The organism is Mesorhizobium onobrychidis (assembly GCF_024707545.1).
GTDB classification, from domain to species: Bacteria; Pseudomonadota; Alphaproteobacteria; order Rhizobiales; family Rhizobiaceae; genus Mesorhizobium; species Mesorhizobium onobrychidis.
The window spans coordinates 4,291,381-4,310,571 of record NZ_CP062229.1; the positions used below are offsets into that span (position 1 = coordinate 4,291,381).

The following is a 19,191-nucleotide window of genomic DNA, read 5'->3' on the forward strand; positions in this document are numbered from 1 at the left end:
AGCCTCTTCCTCATCTGTCGAATATGGCGTCGAGCGGCAGGTGAGATTTCACGATAGGGGACTTGAGCACCACGAAGCTGAAATATTTGTCGATGCCGATGTCCATTTCGACAAGGCGCTCCATGACCGTCTGGTATTCGGTGATTCCCGCTGTGACAAACTTCACCAGGTAGTCGTAGCCGCCTGAAACAAGATGGCATTCGATGACGGAATCGATCTTCTCGACGGTGGCAAGAAACCGCGCGAAGTCGTTCTGCCGATGGTTCCTGAGCGTGATCTCGGTGAAGACCGTCAACGTCTGCCCGAGCTTGGAGACGTCGATCTGGGCGGAATAACCGGTGATGAAGCCTTCCGCCTGAAGCTTCTTGACCCGCATCAGGCAGGGGCTCGGTGACAGATACACCAGCTCGGCAAGCTCGACGTTGGATATGCGCCCGTTCTTTTGCAGCTCGGAGAGAATTTTGATGTCGATCTTGTCGAGCTTCATCAGAAACCTGTCACACGTTCGAACCGCGGATCGTCCGGCAAACGGCGTCCGTTACTTCCTGCGTGGTCGCGGTGCCACCAACGTCCGGCGTCAGCACGCCTTCCCTTGTCACCGATTCCACAGCGCGCATCAGCCGGTCGGCCGCTTCGCTTTCGCCCAGATGGTCGAGCATCTGGGCGGCGGTCCAGAAGGTGGCGACAGGGTTGGCGATACCTTTGCCGGCAATGTCGAACGCCGAGCCGTGGATAGGCTCGAACATCGAGGGATAGCGCCGCTCGGGATCAATATTGGCGGTCGGCGCTACGCCGAGACTGCCCGCAAGCGCGCCTGCAAGGTCCGACAATATGTCGGCGTGAAGATTGGTGGCGACGATCGTATCGAGGCTCCGTGGTTTCAGCGTCATCCGCGTCGTCATAGCATCAACCAGCATCTTGTCCCACGTGACGTCCGGGAATTCCCGTGCCACCTCGGCGGCGATTTCGTCCCACATTACCATGCCGTGACGCTGCGCGTTGGATTTCGTAACAACTGTCAGGAGCTTTCGCGACCGTGACTGCGCCAGCCGGAATGCATATCGCATGATGCGGGTGACGCCGACGCGCGTGAAGATCGCGACCTCGGTTCCGACCTCCTCGGGGAGGCCGCGATGGGCGCGGCCGCCGTGGCCCGAATACTCGCCCTCGGAATTCTCCCGCACGATCACCCAATCCAGATCGCCAGGGCCAACGCCCGCCAGCGGCGAAACAATACCGGGCAATATCCTTGTCGGCCGCACGTTCGCGTATTGATCAAAGCCTTGGCAAATCGGCAGCCGGAGGCCCCAGAGCGTGATATCGTCGGGCACATCGGGAGCGCCTACCGCGCCAAAGAAGATAGCGTCGAAGCGCTTCAGTTGCGCCACCCCATCTTCGGGCATCATCCGACCATGGGCCTTGTAGTAGTCTGAGCCCCAGTCGAAATGCCGGACGCGCAGCTTGAAGTCGCCGCAGCGCTCTTCAAGTGTCTCAAGCGCCTGGAGACCGGCGGCAATGACCTCTGGGCCGATCCCGTCGGCCGGAATGGCGGCAATCTCATATTCGCGCATCGTCACTTCCCCATTGTTTTCAGTGCTGGCCGCCTCGCGGCCTCGATCTCGTGTGCGACCGGTTGGACCTTGGCAAATCGGTCTTCTCAGAATTCAGCGACCTTGCCCCACGCAGCTGTCTTCAGACGCTCCGGCCGATAGGGACGCGGATCGACGATCGGCTCGCTGCCGGTGATGATATCGGCGATCATATGCCCAGCGCCGGGCCCGATCCCGAAGCCGTGGCCGCTAAATCCCGCGGCGAGAAGGAAGCCCGGAATCCCCTCCACTTCACCGATTGCCGGGATGCCATCGGGCGTGCTGTCGACATAGCCCGCCCAAGCATGAGAAATCGCGACGCGCTGGAGTTCGGGCAGCAATCCGCAGGCTCTTTGATATGTCAGGCGAATCTGCCTCATGTCAGGTTTAGGGTCGAGAATCCGATTCCGTTCCATTGGTGTCACGTCGTCAAGTACCCATTTCCTCAGGCTTTCATGACCTTGACGCCAGCCCTCGAACGCTCCCGGGGCCAGACTGCGCCAGCGGCGGGCGAACATGGGCACGAACTCGCGGCTGAACCTGAGCTGCTGCGGCGTTGGATCGACTCGCGCCCGCCCGCTGATCGCCAGCGCGTATCCACCGTTGCCGCGTCGCGTCAGCGAGACGCGCGCGGTATGCAGGGCATCCGGCAGGCCATTTGCGCCCGGCGCTACGGCTAGAATGGACTGACGCACGGCAGCTTGCGGGAAACGAATACCAAGCTGGTTGCAGAAGGAAGAAGCCCACGCGCCTCCGGCCATGACCACGGTCGTTGTCCGGATGGTTCCCGCTTCTGTAACGACGCCGCTGACCCGGCCGGCGCTCAGTTCCAGCCCGCGCGCCGCGCAATTCTGATGTACCGTGCCGCCGGCCGCCATGATGCCGCGCGCGGCAACGGGCACCGCCTTTGAAGGATCCGCCGTTCCGTCAGTTGGCGAGAACACGCCGCCTTTCCATTTGCGGCCGGTCGCCTTGCCCCGTTCGGTGGCTTCTTCCGCGCTCAACACATGCGTAGTGACGCCAACCGTCCTTGCGAAATCGCGCCACTTTGCCCAGCCTGCCAACTCGTTTTCGTCCTGCGAGAGATAGAGCAACCCGCAACGGCGAAAGCCGGTGTCTTCGCCAGTCTCCTGCGCCACTTTTTCCCAGAGATCGAGGCTCTTGGTTGCCATCGGCAACTCGCGCGCGTCACGGTTCTGCTGGCGGCACCAGCCCCAGTTGCGGCTGGACTGTTCGGCGGCAACGCGCCCCTTTTCCAGCAGGGCAACGCTGACGCCGCGGCGTGCGAGATAATATGCCGTGAAAACGCCTACCACGCCGCCGCCGATGACGACGACGTCCGCCTCGCGAGGCAGGGAAGGGCTACACTCGATGTGCATGAGCGGCGCGGGCATGGATGGGACTCCGGTAATTTGAAGCATCCTAACCTGCCGCCTGCAGAGGCAGGCTGCGGAGTTCATGCCTGGACGGAATTTCCTGCGGTTTGCAGTCAATAGAATAGGCAATTGTTGCCGAAAAAGCTCGCTGGCGCCCAACCTCGCCGGGGCAAGCAGGAGTACACTTCACCCAGCCGCGTAATCTACGGCATGGGCTTTTCGGGACGCGGCGCGCAATTGTCGACCTTGATCCGCAGTGCCCTGCCGACATTGCTGGGCCGCACGGGGTACCAATCCGCGCGACGGCAAGGCCTGTCGAGCACGAATTGCCGGACGAAGGACTGGTTGTCTGATCCCGGTTTCTGCGCCGGAACGGGAGCAGAGTGAAATGCCGAACGTGACGTTCTTTTCAGAAGTTCCTGCCGCCCGAGGGCCAAATTTCGACGACTATGCGGAAACAGAACAGTCAAACTGGCTGAAAGAACGGAGCAATCCCTCCTTATGGCAGGCAGGCTCCAGAGGACATCCGATAGGCACGGCCTGCCCGTTCGGAGAGTTCTCCAAGAAAAGGGAACAGTGTCCGGTACACGGACCGGATTTCATCAAGGGAGCCGCCAGGATGAGCAGAATCAGTCTCTCGCAGCCTCAGGGCGCGAAACGCCGAGATGACCAGACGACGGACGCTACGGTGAGGCGCTTCTGCTCAAAGCGCGATGATGCGGTCCGCAACAGCGTGGACCCGCTCGGTTCAAAGGGGAGGTGATCGCAATGGTCGCAAGCATCCAGGCTGTAGCCCCCCACGATGTGGCGCTTTCGATACGCGACCTCACGGTGAATTTGCCGCAGGGCATGGAACGGACCCATGCCGTCGAGAACATCTCCTTTGATCTGAAGCGCGGCCAGATCCTGTGCATCATCGGCGAATCCGGATCGGGAAAGTCTGTCACAGCCAATGCGATCATGGGGCTTCTGCCCAAGGTGATCCGCGTCTCCTCGGGCGCCATCCAGCTGGATGGGATGAACATCATAGGCATGTCGCCCGACAAGCTGCGCAGCCTACGCGGCCGGGTTGTGTCGATGATTTTCCAGGATCCGCTCTCGGCGCTCAATCCGCTGATGACGGTGGGCGCGCAGATCGACGAAGTGATGGCGGCACATGGCGTCGGCACCCCGAAATCCCGTCGCGGCCGCGCTGTCGAGTTGCTGACCGAGGTGGGGCTGCCCGACCCCGAACTCATGTATCACCAATATCCGTTCCGCCTCTCCGGCGGGCAGCGGCAGCGGGTGATGATCGCCATGGCGCTGGCACTCGAGCCCACGATCCTGATCGCGGATGAACCGACGACCGCGCTCGACGTGACCACCCAGGCGCAGATCCTGGAACTGATCCGCGACATTCAGCGCCGCAAGGGAATGAGCGTCATGTTCATCACCCACGACTTCGGGGTGGTGGCTGAAATCGCTGACAGCGTCGTGGTGATGGAGAAGGGCCACATCGTCGAGCAGGGTAGCGCCAAACAGGTCCTGCAGTCGCCCAGCCATCCCTACACCCGGCGCCTTATCGCGGCCGTCCCGCACCTGACCGGCGAGGACCGCATTCCTCTTGAGACGACTGACAAAGCGCCGATCTTGAAGGTCGAGGGCCTGATGAAGACCTACCGCAGCGGCAGTTCCCTGTTCGGCTCGCAGCGCGTCGTGCCCGCCGTCAACGAGGTCTCGTTCGAACTGGCGCCCGGGCGCACGTTGGGCGTCGTGGGCGAGAGCGGTTCCGGCAAATCGTCGCTGGGCCGGCTTCTGATCAAGCTGCTCGACAACGACGGCGGCGGGATTCTGTTCGAGGGCCGCGATATCGCCAAGCTTTCCGAAACCGAGTTCCGCGCGCTGCGGCCGCGGGTCCAAATGATCTTCCAGGACCCCTTCGCGTCGCTCAACCCGCGTTCGACAGTCGGCCACATCTTGACCGTTGGCCCAGTCGCGCACGGGGCGCCCTATGCCCAAGCGCGTGAAGAAGCGAAGGCGCTTCTGGCTCATGTCGGGCTCGATGCCGGCGCCTTTGGCCGCTATCCGCATGAATTTTCCGGTGGGCAGCGCCAACGCATCGGCATCGCTCGGGCACTGATGTTCAAGCCGAAGTTGCTGATCGCCGACGAGGCGGTCTCGGCGCTCGACGTGTCGATCCAGGCCCAGATCCTGCAGTTGCTGGACCAGATCCAGCGGGAGACCAGCGTGTCGATGATCTTCATCACCCACGACCTGCGCGTCGCCAGCCAGATCTGCGACGAAATCGCGGTGATGCAGAAAGGGCGGATCGTTGAACGCGGACCACCCTCGCAAATCTTCCTCGACCCGCAATCAGCCTACACACGTGAGCTGGTGGCGGCGATTCCTGGAGAGCAGCCGGGATCTACCCGTCCGGTTGCAGCAAATGGGTAAGAGCCACGGCGGATACCGCCAGAACAAGGGGAATTCCAATGACTGAACGCTCAAACACCAAATCAAACTACTCGCGGCGCGATGCACTGCGATTGATGGCGATAGGCGGGGCTGCAGGCCTCATTGCGCCCAATCTGTTGGGCAAACCCGCCTTCGCCCAGAACCCTCCAGCGAGCCCAACCGGCCGCGTCGTCGTCGGATTTTCGCAGGAACCCACCGTCTTCAATCCACTGATGCCGCATACCGAGTGCGACGACGCTGTGCATTTCTCAGTGTTTGATGCACTCGTTCGCATGGACTCTAAGGGCGTTCTTCAGCCCAATCTTGTGGTCGAAGTGCCAAGCCAAAAAAATGGCGGCATCTCGGAGGATGGACTTTTGTGGCGCATCCGCCTGCGTGATGACGTCCGCTGGCACGACGGCCAACCCTTCACGGCCGAGGACGTGAAGTTCACGCTTGAGCTCATCACCAATCCGAAATTCCGTGCGTGGCGCACGGCCGGCCATTCGCTGGTGCGCGATCTCAAGGTGGTCTCGCCGACCGAGCTCACCTGGCGGATGGAGGAGGCTTTCGCCCCTTACCTGTCGTTTCTCGCCGAAACCTTCATGGTTCCCAAGCATATCCTCGAAAAAGAGGCCGACCCCAACGCCGCCGCCTTCAATCAGGCGCCTGTCGGCACTGGCGCATTCAAGTGGGCGCAGCGCATCGCCGGCGATCATATCGAACTCGTCGCGAACGCGGATTATGCCGGGGAGGGTCCCTATTTGGAGCGGCTCGTCTTCAAATACATCCCCGACATGACAGTGCTCTATACCCAGTTCAAGAGCGGCGACATTGATCTTGTCGACCAGGCATTCATAACCGCCGACCACTATGGGGAAGCCAGCAAACTACCGGATCGCGTGGTCATGTTGGAGCGCGGCGCATCGGTCGAGTCGATCTATCTCAATCTTGAGAAGCCGCAATTCAAAGACCCGGCGGTCCGCCAGGCGCTCTACGCCGCAATAGATAGGAAAGCGATCCTCGAAGGACTCTATTACGGGGTCCACAACCCCACCGAGACCTTCATGCCGCAGAATTCCTACTACTACAATCCGAACCTGCCGGCGCAGGAGTTCAACATCGAGCGCGCGCGCCAGCTCCTCGACGAGGCCGGCTGGGTACCCGGAGCCGATGGAATACGAGTGAAGGACGGGGTGCGTCTGTCGTTCGCCAACTCCACCACCTCCGGCAACCACCTGCGCGAGCAGACGCAGCAGTTCCTGCAGCAGACATTCGCCGAGATCGGGGTGGAGATGACCATCTCGAACCTGCCGGCCGCCGTCATGTGGGGCGATTTCTGGCTCAAATCGCAGTTCGAGTCAGCGATTTCCGGTGTAACCAATGTCATCGCGGGCGACCCCGACGTTTCCAACCGCCTGCACACCAAGGCGATCGTTGCGAAGGGCGGAAAGGGCTCGAACACGGGCCAGTACTCCAACCCGGAGGTCGATGCGCTGCTCGAAAAGGGCGCCCGCACCTTCGACCGGGAAGAGCGGCGCGCCATCTATCTGCGTGTGCAGGAAATCGTTCGTCAGGATCTGCCGTTCCTGCCTCTGTTTGCCTACGCCAATGTGTTCGGCCGCAAGGAAGGGCTGGAGGGTTTCGAGGCAAATTCCAACGCCCGCGTCGCATCCTGGCATGCCGCCGGATGGCATTGGAAGGACTGACATACATACGCCGCCGCCGCCTCGCGGCGGCGGCCAGTCATCGGCGCTGTCTTGAAAGAGGAGAGTTGAAATGCGCGGCTTCCTGCTCAACCGGCTTTCGCAGAGCCTCATCCTGCTCCTGATCGTGTCGGTCATCGGGTTCGTCGTCCTGAACCTGCTACCGGGGGGGCCACTGGCGCAATTCGGGCTCGATCCCGGCATGACGCAGGACGATCTCGATCGCCTAAAAGAGCAACTAGGGCTCAATCGGCCGCTGTGGATGCAATATCTCGACTGGGCCTGGCGGCTTCTCCAGGGCGACTGGGGCCATTCCTTCCGCGATGGCGCGCCTGTGCTGGCAGTGATTGGCCGGCACGTCTTTGCCACGCTGCTGCTGATGGGTACGTCCACTGCGATTGCAATTGCGATCGGCACCTGGATCGGTATCCGCGGCGCCACACACCGCTATTCGCTGTTCGACCATGTGGCGACGGTCGGAGCCATGGTCGCGCTGTCGATCCCGACCTTCTGGTTCGGGCTCGTCGGCATCTACATCTTCTCCCTGCGGCTAGGCTGGCTGCCTGCAGGCAACATGTACACGATCGGCGACGGTTCGGTCCTGAACTACCTGCATCACCTGATCCTGCCAAGCATCGTGCTGTCGCTGGTGCATGTCGCGATCTGGAGCCGCTACATGCGAACCGCGACGCTCGACGCCATCAGCCAGGATTTTGTCAAGACCGCCCGCGCCAAGGGCCTGAGCGAGCGTCGAGTCATAATGAAGCACGTCGTCGGCAATGCGCTTTTGCCGATGATCACACTGGCCGGGGTGCAGCTTCCCAGCATCCTGACCGGCGCGCTGGTGACGGAGACAGTGTTTACCTGGCCGGGGATGGGTCGACTGTTCCTGGATAGCCTTGGCTACAGCGACTACCCGGTCGTGATGGGACTGCTGATGTTCTCAGCCATTCTCGTCATTCTGGGCAACCTGATCGCAGATATTGCCGTGGCGATCGTCGACCCGCGCATTCGTCTGGGTTGAGCGCGTAACCTCACACCCAACAGGAGGCACCCGAAATGACCGCTCTCGCCGCAAATGCAGGACCAAGCCGCTGGTGGCGCAGCCGCACCGTGCGCCGTTTCAAGAGCCATCATCTGGCGTTGCTGGGGGTGGCGATGATCACCCTTCTCACGCTGGCATGCGTCTTCGGCCCCCATCTCCTGCCCTATGATTCCCTCTACATCGATTTGCGCGCCCGCTTTTCACCGCCGCTGACCGGCAACCACTATCTCGGGACCGATCCTTTGGGGCGGGACGTGGCGGCGCGACTATTCATGGCGGGGCGGACCTCACTGCTGGTGGCTTTCTTTGCCATGCTGCTGTCGACGCTGATCGGAACTTTCGTCGGCGTGATCGCGGGCTACCGTGGCGGCTGGATCGGTGCAGCGCTGATGCGCACGGTCGACGGCTTCCTGTCATTCCCCTCCATCTTCCTGCTGCTGGCCTTGGCCGCGGCACTGAAGCCGAGCCCCGCTATGGTCACCGTCATCGTCGCTGTCACCAGCTGGATGGAGGTAGCCCGAATTGTTGAGGCCGAGGTGCGGTCATTGCGCGAGCGCGAGTTTGTGCTGGCCGGGCGCATGCTGGGGCTAAGCGGGACGCATATCATGTTCCGCGAGATCCTTCCCAATGCCATGGGCCCGATCATCGTGGCCGCTACGCTGACAGTCGCGCGCGCGATCCTGCTGGAAGCCTATATCAGTTTCCTGGGTTATGGCATTCAGCCGCCGCTGCCCAGCTGGGGCAACATGCTCGAGGGCGCCCAGCAGTATCTGGACAGTGCGCCGTGGCTGGCGATCATTCCCGGGGCCGCCATCACGATCGCCGTGACCAGCTTCAATTTCATCGGCGACGGGTTGCGCGATGCGCTCGACGTGCGGGACGACCGTGTCTGATCTCGCCGGCAAAGGCGGACCACTCCCGATCCCGAAAACCAAGCGAGAAGTGACGTGACTCAAGTACACGAGCCGAAAGTCGCCGACAAGAACACGCCCTACTGGTGGGAAGCGGCATCCGTCATGCCGCTGCCGCCGCAGCCCCTGGTCAAGAGGCTCGACGTGGTGATCGTCGGCGCCGGCTACGCCGGCCTTTCAGCCGGGCTTGCGCTGGCGCGCGAAGGACGCTCGGTTGCAGCTTTTGATGCGATGAATCCGGGCGAGGGGGCCTCGTCGCGCAATGGCGGAATTACCAGCGGTAGTATCCGGTTGGACTATGCTACGATCACCCGGCGCTTCGGCGAAGAGAAAGCCATGGCGATCGAGGCCGAGGGCAAGATCGCGCGCGAATTCCTTTATGATTTCATCAGAACGGAAAAGCTCGACTGCGACTTCAAGCTGGTTGGCCTTTTCAAGGGCGCCATCGGATACGAGCAGTACGAGAAGATGGCCCGCGGCGCCGAGGCGTTGGCGAAGAAACTTGGGATCGAGTCTTACCCCGTTCCATATGCAAAGCAGCGCAACTACATCGGCACCGACTTCTATCGCGGCGGCATGGTCCGGATGGACATCGGCGGGCTGCACCCGGCCAAGTTCCACGCTGAGCTCCTGCGGGTGGCCCTTGCTTCCGGTCTGACGGTGCATTCGAACACGCCCGTGACGTCGATCGAAAGGGATGGCTCCGGGTTCCGCGTCGTGACTTCGGCCGGAACTGTGCAGGCGCGGCAGGTCCTGGTCTGCACGAACGGCTATACCGATGGCGCCAATCCCTTCCTGCGCCGCCGCCTCGTCCCGGTTCGCAGCCGGATCATCGCGACCGAGGAACTCGCGCCTGAAGTGATGGCGCGCCTGACGCCGAAGCTGATGATGATGAGCGAGGGCCGTGAACTGGGCTTTTATTACCGGCCCTCGCCGGACGGCAGACGCATCCTGCTGGGCGGGCGCGACAGCTCCCGTGTAGGTGATCCAGCAGCCCCCACGCTCCGTCTGCGCAACGGGCTGGTCGAACTTTTCCCGGAACTGGAGAATGTTCGACTTTCGCACAGCTGGTTCGGCAATGTGGCGATGCACCGCGACATGCTGCCCCGCATCTTCGAGAAGAACGGCGTGGTCTATGCCACCGGCTTCTGCGGTTCGGGTGTGGTCTGGGCGCCATGGATTGGCACGCGTGCAGCCCACAAGCTGATGGGACATGGCGAGCAGGCGCGCACCGCGTTCGATTTCCGGCCGCCTGCGGCCATCCCGCTCTATCGTGGCAATCCGTGGTTCATGCCGGCTATCATCAAGGGCTACGCCCTGCAGGACCGAATCGCCTGGTGGCGCGCCAGCCGCTGACACCACTGCAAAATCGCGCGAGACATGTTGTTGCCGGAGAGCACTCCAGTACGGCGAAAAAATCCGTCGGGGCTGGGACTTGTCGGTGCGAAGCTGATCAGCGGTGGGACGCCTTAGCGCGGATCAGCGCGTCGGCCATGTAGAGGTCCTGTAGGGAGATGCCGGAACTGTCGAAGACCGTGATTTCGTTGTCGAAGCGGCGTCCGGGCGCGCGCTTTTCAATGACGTCGCCGATTGGTGTTACCGCAAGCACGCCGGCGTCGATCTCGTCGCGCAAATGTTGGAACTCGCCGATCTGGACGGACTGGGAAAGCAGATCACAAAACAGACGTGCCTTGGGAAATAATTCGCTCGGCAATTCGCGCTTGCCCGGAGCATCCGACCCCATGCTGACGACATGCGTTCCGGGACCGACCCAATCGGCCTGGAACAGTGGTTCGCGTGAGGGGGTCGCTGTGACCACGATGTCGGCCGCGCGCACGGCTTCTTCGGCCGATACGACGCGCGCCTTCAGGCCCCAGTCGTTGATCCGTTCGACAAGAGCGTCGCGTCGCGGCGAAGGGCGAGCCACGACCAGCACGGTTTCGATTGGGCGGATGCGTGCCAGCGCCATCACTTCGAAGCCCGCCTGGTTGCCGGCGCCAAATATCGCCAGAACCTTGGCTTGCTTCCGCGCAAGAAGATCGGCCGCAACCGCGTCGGCGGCGGCCGTCCTGTAGGCGTTGACCTTCCCGGCCTCGATTACGGCGCCGAGCCGACCTGTATGCTGATCGAGCAGCACGATGGTGGAGTTGTGGCGGGGAAGGCCACGTGCCGGGTTGCCCGACCAGAAGGAGCCAATTTTCACCCCGGTCAGGTCGTCCGACGAACCGGATTTGATTGAGAAGGTGTTGGTCGCCTCCTGTGTGCGCCCGAGAACAGCGGGAAAGACCCAGCTCTGCCGCGATGCTGCTGCCACGAGAGCCTCCCGCGCCGCCTCGAAGGCAAGTTCATGCGTGACGAGGGCGGCTGACTCCTCTTCGCTGATGTAGATCATCCAAAATTCCTCCTGAGCATTAAGCGGCTCATCGCTTCAGAGTGTTCGGCCCATGGTGTTGGTCAGGCCCGAGATCGCATCAGAGGTGTGGACGTCACGCCGACTGGCAACCATGACGGGCGACGCAAGGTGGCAGATGAGTATTTCTCCCCCGATTTGCGCCATTTTGTATGCCGACGGACGGGGTCAAAACGAATGATCCCGTCGAGTTGAAAGGGCAAAACAGCAGCGAAATCTGTCCGCCGGACGCGACTCTAAGGTCCGACTTCAATCTGACTTTGGATCAAGCGACAGCGTTGCAATCATGACCGTTGAGCATGACAGAGATATCGTCAGCGCCCCGACCGAGTTGATGAAATTCGAGACCCGCCATGTGCCGGGCGCGCTGAAGCTGTCGCAGGAGATGGGCTGGCCTTATCGCCAGGAGGACTGGGAATTTGCCGTGACGGTCGGCAATGGCCTGGTCCTCGAGCGGGCGGGAGAGGTGATTGGCTCTGCCATGTCCTGGAATTACGGACAGGCCTATGCCACTGCCGGGATGATCATAGTCACTGGCTCCGCACAAGGCGGTGGCAACGGCTCCCGGCTCTTTGATGGGTTGCTTCAGGCCACGGACGGTCGCAACGTGCTGCTCAATTCGACGGAAGAGGGGCTCGCGCTCTATAAGCGGCGCGGCTTTACCGCCTGGGGCAGGGTACTTCAGCTTCAGGGCCCGCTGACCGTCGCCGTGACGCAGAGTGCGCGCAACGACGTTCGCCAGGCGACGGTCTCCGACCTCGCGGCGATCCAGGCCTTCGACGAACGAGCCATGGGCATGCCCCGGCCGTCGATGGTGGCTGCGCTCGCCGATGCGGGCAAGGTCGTCGTTATCGAGCGCGCGGGACGGATTGCAGGCTATGCCATCGCCAGGAAGTTCGGGCGCGGCTATGTCGTCGGCCCCTGTGCGGCCGAGAGCGCTCAAGACGCGCGGCTTCTGATCCTGGCCCAGCTTTCGAAGCTTCACGGGCAATTCGTGCGCATCGACGTCTATGCCGAACACGGATTGGGCGACTGGCTGGAGAGCCTTGGCCTTAAGCAGGTTGGTTGTGCGACTGCCATGGTCAAGGGGCGGCGACCCGTCTCCGATGTACCAGCCCATATGTATGCCTTGGCAAACCAGTCGTTCGGTTAAGGAATGAGGATTCGGGAAAGATGGAGAAACATAAAAGTGCGTGAAGCGGCCAAAACGATCGATGCCCTCATCACCCCGTCGCTGCTTCTGGACCGAGGACGGCTTGAGAGCAACGTCCAGCGTCTCGCCGAGCACGCTAATAGACTTGGTGTGGTGCTGCGCCCGCACATGAAGACGGCCAAGAGCATCGACGTCGCCCGACACGTGTTTCCTCGCGAACCCGGCCCGATCACGGTCTCGACCATAGCCGAGGCGGAATACTTCGCGGGCCACGGCTTTCGAGACATGACCTATGCGGTCGGCATATCGCCGGCTTTGGCCATCCGCGCCGTGGAACTATGTGGCCGCACGGGCGTCGATCTCAAGCTGCTGCTCGATTCGGTGGAGCAGGCCGATGCACTGGCCGGCGTGCGCCAAGCCACCGGCCTGACGCCGTCCGTCTTCATCGAACTGGACTGCGATGACCATCGCGGTGGATTGAAGCCGGACGATCCCAAGCTGCTCGAGGTGGCCGACAGGGTCGTCGCAGCGGGCGCCAACCTCGTCGGCGTCCTCGCCCACGCCGGCGAATCTTATGGCTTGAGCACGCCTGATGCGCTGGTCAAGGCAGCAGAGAACGAGCGTTCGGCCACCGTGCGCGCCGCTGAAGTCCTGCGCGCCCATGGCCACGCCTGCCCGATCGTCAGCGTCGGTTCGACGCCGACGGCGCATTTCGCCGACAATCTCGAGGGGGTCACGGAGCTGCGCGCCGGGGTCTACATGTTCTTCGACCTCGTCCAGCACGGGGTAGGGGTCTGCGGCCGCGACGATATCGCGATTTCCGTATTGGCCACGGTGATCGGGTCCAAGCCGGAAAAGGGATGGGTGCTGGTTGACGCCGGGTGGATGGCGCTTTCGCGCGACCGGGGAACCGCAAACCAGCAGCTCGACCAGGGTTACGGCATGGTCTGCGACGAAAAGGGGCGGGTGCTTGAAGATGTGATCGTGGCCCAGGCCAGCCAGGAACACGGTATTCTCGCCATTCGTGCCGGTTCTGGAAAGTCCATGCCCGACTTGCCGCTCGGTTCTCGGGTCCGAATTCTGCCCAACCATGCCTGCGCGATGGCCGCCCAGCATGACTTCTACAGCGTCGTCAACGGTGAGAGCCCCGAGATTGAAGCGCGGTGGGAGCGGATCCGCGGCTGGTAGAGACTCCGATCTCCACGCTTTGCATGGCGCCCATGCAAACTGACGCTCTGATGGTGCAAAAATGAAACTTACCTCTTACTGGCTGGACACGTCTCAGCCGTTCGATGGCGGATCGTCCAAACCCCTCGAAGGCCGGTACGACGTGGCCGTGGTGGGCGGCGGCTTGACCGGGTCCTCCGCGGCGCTGGCCCTCGCCAAGAAGGGCGCGCGGGTAGCCCTGCTCGAGGCTGAAACAATCGGCAACGCCGCGTCGGGGCGCAATGGCGGCATGTGCAACAACGGTTTTGCCCAGAACTATGGGATCATGGCCGGCAAGTACGGCACGGATGCCGCGAACGCGCTCTACAAGGCCTTCGACGCCGGCGTCGACATGGTCGAGCGGCTGGTGCAGGAAGAACAGATCGACTGCAGCTTCGCCCGTGTCGGCAAGCTCAAGCTTGCTGCCAAGCCTGAGCACTACGACATGCTGGCGCGCAGCCAGGAACTCCTCGCGGCCAATGTCGATCCCGAAACGAGGATGATCGCGCGCGCCGACCTGCGAACCGAAGTCGGCACCAACCGCTACCACGGCGGGCTGCTTTTTCCCAAGAGCGCCGGCATGCATGTCGGAAGGTTCGTCCGGGGCTTGGCGACCGCCGCCGCACGTGGTGGCGCAGAGGTGCATGAACGGACTCCCGTCATGGCAATGCGCAAGGTACCCGCCGGGCATGAAGTAGAGACCCCACGCGGCAAAATCGTCGCGCGGCAGGTCCTGCTGGCGAGCGGCATTTCCAAGGTCGGTCCGCTCGGCTGGATCCGCCGCCGCATCGTGCCGGTCGGCGCCTTCCTGATCGTGACGGAACCGCTGTTGCCTGCGCAGATCGAGCGCCTCATGCCGACCCGTCGCAATGTGGTCGACACGCGCAACCTCGTTGTCTACTGGCGGCTGACCCCGGACAATCGCATGTTGTTCGGCGGCCGGGCCAGGTTTGCCGTGTCCAATCCGCAATCCGACGAGAAGAGCGGGCAGATCCTGAAGGCGGCGATGGTCGACGTCTATCCGGAACTGGCCGACACCCGGATCGACTACTGCTGGGGCGGCATGGTCGACATGACCCGCGACCGCCTGCCGCGCGCCGGCGAGCGCGACGGCATCTACTACTCGATGGGCTATAGCGGGCACGGCACGCAGATGTCCACGCTGATGGGCAGCATCATGGCCGACGTCATGGACGGGCGCCCCGACCTGAACCCCTGGAAGGACTTCGACTGGCCGGCGATCCCCGGATATTTCGGGCGTCCCTGGTTCCTGCCGATCCTCGGTGCCTATTACCGCGTGAAGGACCTTGTAGGATGATGACGCCCCTCGAACACCTGTCCCGCAGCGGCCGCCTGGACAAGTTTTTCATCGACGGCGAATGGCGCGAGCCGAGGGGCACCGCCAAGGGCGTCGTGGTCAATCCGGCCACGGAAGAGGTCGTGACCCGGTTTCCGCTCGGAAACGGCGGGGATGTGGACGCGGCCGTTTCAGCGGCCCGCCGGGCGTTCGCCACGTGGAGCCGTACCAAGCCGGAATACCGGGCGGGCCTGCTTGATCGCCTGCAGGCGCTGCTCGAAGCGCGCAGTGAACTGCTTGCGCAATGCCTCACCCTCGAAATGGGCGCGGCGATTGGATATGCGCGCACCGCGCAGGTGCCGCTCGCCATCGCCCATGTGAAGGTTGCTCGCGATGTCCTGACAGCCTTCCCCTTCGTCGAGCAGCGCGGCCGCACCGCCGTCACCCATGAGCCGGTCGGCGTCTGCGCCCTGATCACGCCCTGGAACTGGCCACTCTACCAGATCACCGCCAAGGTTGCGCCGGCGCTCGCCGCAGGCTGCACGGTCATACTGAAGCCAAGCGAGCTTTCTCCTTTGGACGCGCTGCTGTTCGCCGAGGCGATCGAGGAAGCCGGCTTCCCCGCCGGCGTCTTCAACCTCGTCAATGGTGACGGCCCTTGCGTCGGTGGGGGTCTCGCGTCTCATGCGGACGTCGACATGATCTCCATTACCGGCTCTACCCGTGCCGGCATTGCGGTGGCCCAGGCCGCCGCGCCGACGGTGAAGCGCATCGCGCAGGAGCTCGGCGGCAAGTCGCCGAACGTGATCCTGCCCGACGCCGATCTGGATCGCGCCGTTTCGCTGGGCATAGCCGCCGCCTTACGCAATCTCGGCCAGTCATGCAGTGCGCCGACGCGTATGATCGTGCCGCGCGTGCGGCTTTCCGAGATCGAGTCAATTGCCCAGCGGACCGCGGATGAGATCGTCGTCGGTGATCCTCTTTCGGAGGCCACCACCCACGGAGCAATCGCCAATCGTGCTCAGTTCGACCGGATCCAGACAATGATCGGCGTCGGCGTTTCGGAAGGCGCGAAGCTTCTCACCGGCGGACTGGGCCGTCCGGACGGCCTAGATGTCGGGCTCTATGTGAAGCCGACCATCTTTTCCGACGTGCGCACGGGCATGCGCATCGCTCAGGAGGAGGTCTTCGGGCCGGTCCTTTGCATCATCCCCTACGACACAGTCGACGAGGCCGTCACCATCGCCAATGACACCATCTATGGCCTCGGGGCCCATGTGCAGGGCAAGGATTTGGACGTCGCCAAGTACGTCGCGTCGCGGATTCGCGCCGGTCAAGTGCATCTCAACTACCCGGCGTGGGATCCTCACGCGCCGTTTGGCGGCTTCAAGCAGTCCGGAAACGGACGCGAATACGGCCTCGAGGGCATGTTGGAGTATCTCGAGGTCAAGTCCATCCTCGGCTATTTCTAGGCGACATCTTCGCCAAGCGCAGAGGGCGCGCCGGTGGCGCTCTCTATGCCAGTAGGCCGGGGCAGATCGTTAACCAGTTAAAAGACTGCGCGGCTCGCTGCGCCTGTCGCCGAGCTATACGAGAGGCGGCAGCTCGGTTTCGGCAGGCGGACATCGCGTGGGCCGAACAATATTGCGGCAAGACTCGCATTAGGAATTTGCACCCTGTCCCACTTGTCCTATCGCTGCTCTAAACGCCGTTTCACGTTTTCAACCCCAAGCACGGGGCTTGTCAGAACTGGAAGGCTGTGGGCCGTGCCCCGCACCGCACGAGCCATCGAGGCCTGCGCAAAAATGACCACATCGACCTTCTTCGACAGTTCTTCGAGAGCTAGGCGGATTTGCGCGTCATGGGCTTCGACGTCCCCGCCGGCGAGGCGTTGAAACGCTCCCTCAACAAGCACATCGTCGATCGCTACATCCTTGCCCGCGTCGTATGCCTTGCGCTTCAGCAGATCCACGGTTGGCACCAGCGTTGTGGACAAGGTCGCCAGGACACCTATGCGGTTTCCATGCTCGACGGCGGCTTTGGCCATGCCTTCATCAATACGGAACAGCGGCACAGGACAAAGCGGCGCAATGGCATCGACTGCCGGTCCGAGAGTCGAGCATGTGACGACAATCGCATCTGCCCCGGCGTCGACTGCCGACCATACGTAGGCAGCAAGCCTTCGTTTCGTCAGATCGGATAGCGACCCGCGCTCAATGGTATTTCTCAAGAGGCTCTCGTCGAGGATCGCGAACGGCTTCCAGTCGGGCAAATGTTCCTTGGCGAGGCCCTCGAACTCGGAAACAAGGCCGGAAACCGTATGGATGAAAGCCAGCTTTCTACCGGAAGCGCTCGTAGTTTGATCTGACATGTGGTTTTTCCATCAAGTTGCTGGAAGCTGAGTTGGCGGAACTGAGTGTCTGGACCAGTCGTCAACCCGGTCCTTCGTGAGAATCCTCTTCACGAAACGGTCCAGATCGCGCTTAGGCCTGTAGACATGCAAATTCGCAATCGCTCCGCGCTCTTTGGTGTCGCCATGCAGTCAATTGCATCAGAAAGCGCCAACTTCAATTTTCGATCTGTCCGAGAAGCGTGACATGCGGAATGGAGTCGGATCGACGCTTGCAGCGTCACCTGCGACCAGATCCGCCGCCAGATGGCCAATGCCAGGGCCAGCGCCGAAGCCGTGTCCGGAACAGCCTGCGGCGACGAATACTCCGCCGATGCTGTCCACCGGTGAAATCACGGGTACTGCGTCCGGTGTGGAGTCGATATACCCGCCCCAGGAGGACACGACGCCGGCATCAGCAACGGTGGGGAACAGGGCTTTTACCCGCGTCATGATGGTTGCCAACATCCGCTTGTCCGGAGCGGGATCGAGGACGCGGATGCGCTCAAAGGGGGTCGGCCTGTCGAGATGCCAGCGACGGAGTGAGTCCGGGCCCCCGAAGAACGAGCGGCCTATGCCGATCTCGACGGCCTTCAGCCGTTTCATGAACATCGGCAGAAACGGGCGGACATAGCGGATCCCCTGCGGCGTGATCTCAAGGGTCGCCCTGCCGCTGATGGCTATCGTGTAGCTGCCATCGAGCCGGCGCGTCATGGCAAAGTCGGAGGTATAGACTGCCCCGCCAAAATCCGGTGCAGGACCGGTCCGCAAGGCGGTCTGACGGACGCTGGCCTGCGGCAGCGAAACCGCATGCATGCGCAGGAAAGCAGAAGCCCAGGCACCGGCGGCACATAGGACCGCGCTGGTGCGGATAAGGCCTTTCTCGGTGACGACGCCGCTCACTTGCCCATTGGTGATATCCAGGCCGCGTGCCGCGCAGTTCTGATGAATGGTCGCGCCATGTTTGCGCGCGCCCTCGGCGATCCGAGGAGCGGCGAGCCAGGGCTCGGCCTTGCCATCATCTGCCGCGTGGACGCCGCCCAGCCATTTGCGGCCGCCAGCCGCAGGAACGGCGGCAGTGACCTCGTCGGCAGTAAGCATCCGCGTAATGACGTCGAACCGTCGGGCAACCCCGCGCCATTGGTCCCATTCGGCGAGTTGCTTTGGATCGGCGGTCGCATAGATGAGCCCGCAACGGCGGAAGCCAAGGTCATGCCCGATCTCATTGGTGAGTTCTTCCCACAGCCGCAGCGCCAGATTGGCAAGCGGCAACTCACGTGCGTCGCGGTTCTGCCGACGGCACCAGCCCCAGTTCCGGCTCGACTGTTCGCAGCCGACATACCCCTTTTCGATAAGCGCCACCGACAGGCCGCGCCGCGCCAGGAAATAGGCCGCGCTGGCGCCGACAATCCCGCCGCCGATCACCACGACGTCCGCTGACTTGGGGAGTTCATCGCTGCTGATGTGGTGGATAATAGGGGACATGGGGGCCTCGGTAATCAATGAGCGCTAGCAGTATCGGCGACTGGTGCCGCAGAATGCACTGACTGCAGCGGCATTTCGGTACTTTGCACCGAATATCCCCGGCATCCGGCAAGTGACGGCGATTTTATCGCCTTCAAGAGCTGCGGCGCTGCCGTTTTTGACGCTTTAAAATCAATGTCATAATCTCTTGA

General features: G+C 62.5%; 16 protein-coding genes. 10 read left to right on the top strand and 6 right to left on the bottom strand.

The genetic code is table 11. From position 1 onward, the window contains the following. Positions 1–10 precede the first annotated feature (10 nt). The 3 genes from IHQ72_RS21290 to IHQ72_RS21300 form a co-directional block, all read right to left on the bottom strand. Entirely contained in the window at positions 11–487 is a 477-nt protein-coding gene (locus IHQ72_RS21290; RefSeq protein WP_029352587.1) for an Lrp/AsnC family transcriptional regulator, read from the bottom strand. A gap of 10 nt (positions 488–497) precedes the next feature. Further along, on the bottom strand, positions 498–1,571 hold the full coding sequence (locus IHQ72_RS21295) for a tartrate dehydrogenase (RefSeq protein ID WP_258117045.1): 1,074 nt from the start codon (positions 1,569–1,571) through the stop codon (positions 498–500). Between the two features lie 86 nt (positions 1,572–1,657). Continuing rightward, the gene (locus tag IHQ72_RS21300) at positions 1,658–2,983 is read right to left on the bottom strand and encodes an NAD(P)/FAD-dependent oxidoreductase (RefSeq protein WP_258123898.1); all 1,326 of its coding nucleotides are present in this window, start codon (positions 2,981–2,983) and stop codon (positions 1,658–1,660) included. A 370-nt stretch (positions 2,984–3,353) separates the two neighbouring features. On the opposite strand from IHQ72_RS21300, the gene IHQ72_RS21305 reads away from it, so the two are divergent. The 6 genes from IHQ72_RS21305 (at position 3,354) to IHQ72_RS21330 (ending at position 10,416) form a co-directional block, all read left to right on the top strand. Next, positions 3,354–3,728 (top strand): hypothetical protein, encoded by a 375-nt coding sequence (locus IHQ72_RS21305; RefSeq protein ID WP_258117046.1) that lies wholly within the window; start codon positions 3,354–3,356, stop codon positions 3,726–3,728. A 5-nt stretch (positions 3,729–3,733) separates the two neighbouring features. After that, the gene (locus IHQ72_RS21310; protein ID WP_258117047.1) at positions 3,734–5,398 is read left to right on the top strand and encodes an ABC transporter ATP-binding protein; all 1,665 of its coding nucleotides are present in this window, start codon (positions 3,734–3,736) and stop codon (positions 5,396–5,398) included. 38 nt (positions 5,399–5,436) lie between these two features. Next, on the top strand, positions 5,437–7,107 hold the full coding sequence (locus tag IHQ72_RS21315) for a peptide ABC transporter substrate-binding protein (RefSeq protein WP_258117048.1): 1,671 nt from the start codon (positions 5,437–5,439) through the stop codon (positions 7,105–7,107). Between the two features lie 70 nt (positions 7,108–7,177). Further along, on the top strand, positions 7,178–8,128 hold the full coding sequence (locus tag IHQ72_RS21320; protein ID WP_258117049.1) for an ABC transporter permease: 951 nt from the start codon (positions 7,178–7,180) through the stop codon (positions 8,126–8,128). A 35-nt stretch (positions 8,129–8,163) separates the two neighbouring features. After that, on the top strand, positions 8,164–9,042 hold the full coding sequence (locus IHQ72_RS21325; RefSeq protein WP_258117050.1) for an ABC transporter permease: 879 nt from the start codon (positions 8,164–8,166) through the stop codon (positions 9,040–9,042). Positions 9,043–9,165: 123 nt separating this feature from the next. Then, positions 9,166–10,416, top strand: a complete 1,251-nt coding sequence (locus IHQ72_RS21330) for an NAD(P)/FAD-dependent oxidoreductase (protein ID WP_258117052.1) — start codon at positions 9,166–9,168, stop codon at positions 10,414–10,416. Positions 10,417–10,513: 97 nt separating this feature from the next. Here the strand turns inward: IHQ72_RS21330 and IHQ72_RS21335 are convergent, their stop codons facing one another. Further along, positions 10,514–11,452: an ornithine cyclodeaminase family protein gene (locus tag IHQ72_RS21335; RefSeq protein WP_258117053.1), complete on the bottom strand. Its 939-nt coding sequence runs from the start codon at positions 11,450–11,452 to the stop codon at positions 10,514–10,516. Between the two features lie 304 nt (positions 11,453–11,756). On the opposite strand from IHQ72_RS21335, the gene IHQ72_RS21340 reads away from it, so the two are divergent. The 4 genes from IHQ72_RS21340 to IHQ72_RS21355 all read left to right on the top strand — a co-directional run bounded on the left by IHQ72_RS21340 (position 11,757) and on the right by IHQ72_RS21355 (position 16,598). Then, on the top strand, positions 11,757–12,623 hold the full coding sequence (locus IHQ72_RS21340) for a GNAT family N-acetyltransferase (protein WP_258117054.1): 867 nt from the start codon (positions 11,757–11,759) through the stop codon (positions 12,621–12,623). 3 nt (positions 12,624–12,626) lie between these two features. Next, positions 12,627–13,811, top strand: a complete 1,185-nt coding sequence (locus IHQ72_RS21345) for an alanine racemase (protein ID WP_258117055.1) — start codon at positions 12,627–12,629, stop codon at positions 13,809–13,811. A 61-nt stretch (positions 13,812–13,872) separates the two neighbouring features. Beyond that, a complete protein-coding gene (locus IHQ72_RS21350) occupies positions 13,873–15,147 on the top strand; it encodes an NAD(P)/FAD-dependent oxidoreductase (RefSeq protein WP_258117056.1) in 1,275 nt (424 codons plus the stop codon). Continuing rightward, positions 15,144–16,598 carry an aldehyde dehydrogenase family protein gene (locus IHQ72_RS21355; RefSeq protein ID WP_258117057.1) on the top strand — a complete coding sequence of 485 codons (1,455 nt, stop codon included), beginning with the start codon at positions 15,144–15,146 and terminating at the stop codon, positions 16,596–16,598. The genes IHQ72_RS21350 and IHQ72_RS21355 overlap by 4 nt, the downstream gene beginning before the upstream one ends. Positions 16,599–16,816: 218 nt before the next feature. On the opposite strand, the gene IHQ72_RS21360 is transcribed toward IHQ72_RS21355, so the two are convergent. Continuing rightward, positions 16,817–17,497 (bottom strand): aspartate/glutamate racemase family protein, encoded by a 681-nt coding sequence (locus tag IHQ72_RS21360; protein WP_258117058.1) that lies wholly within the window; start codon positions 17,495–17,497, stop codon positions 16,817–16,819. Positions 17,498–17,677: 180 nt separating this feature from the next. After that, positions 17,678–19,000 (bottom strand): NAD(P)/FAD-dependent oxidoreductase, encoded by a 1,323-nt coding sequence (locus IHQ72_RS21365; protein ID WP_258117060.1) that lies wholly within the window; start codon positions 18,998–19,000, stop codon positions 17,678–17,680. Positions 19,001–19,191 lie beyond the last annotated feature (191 nt).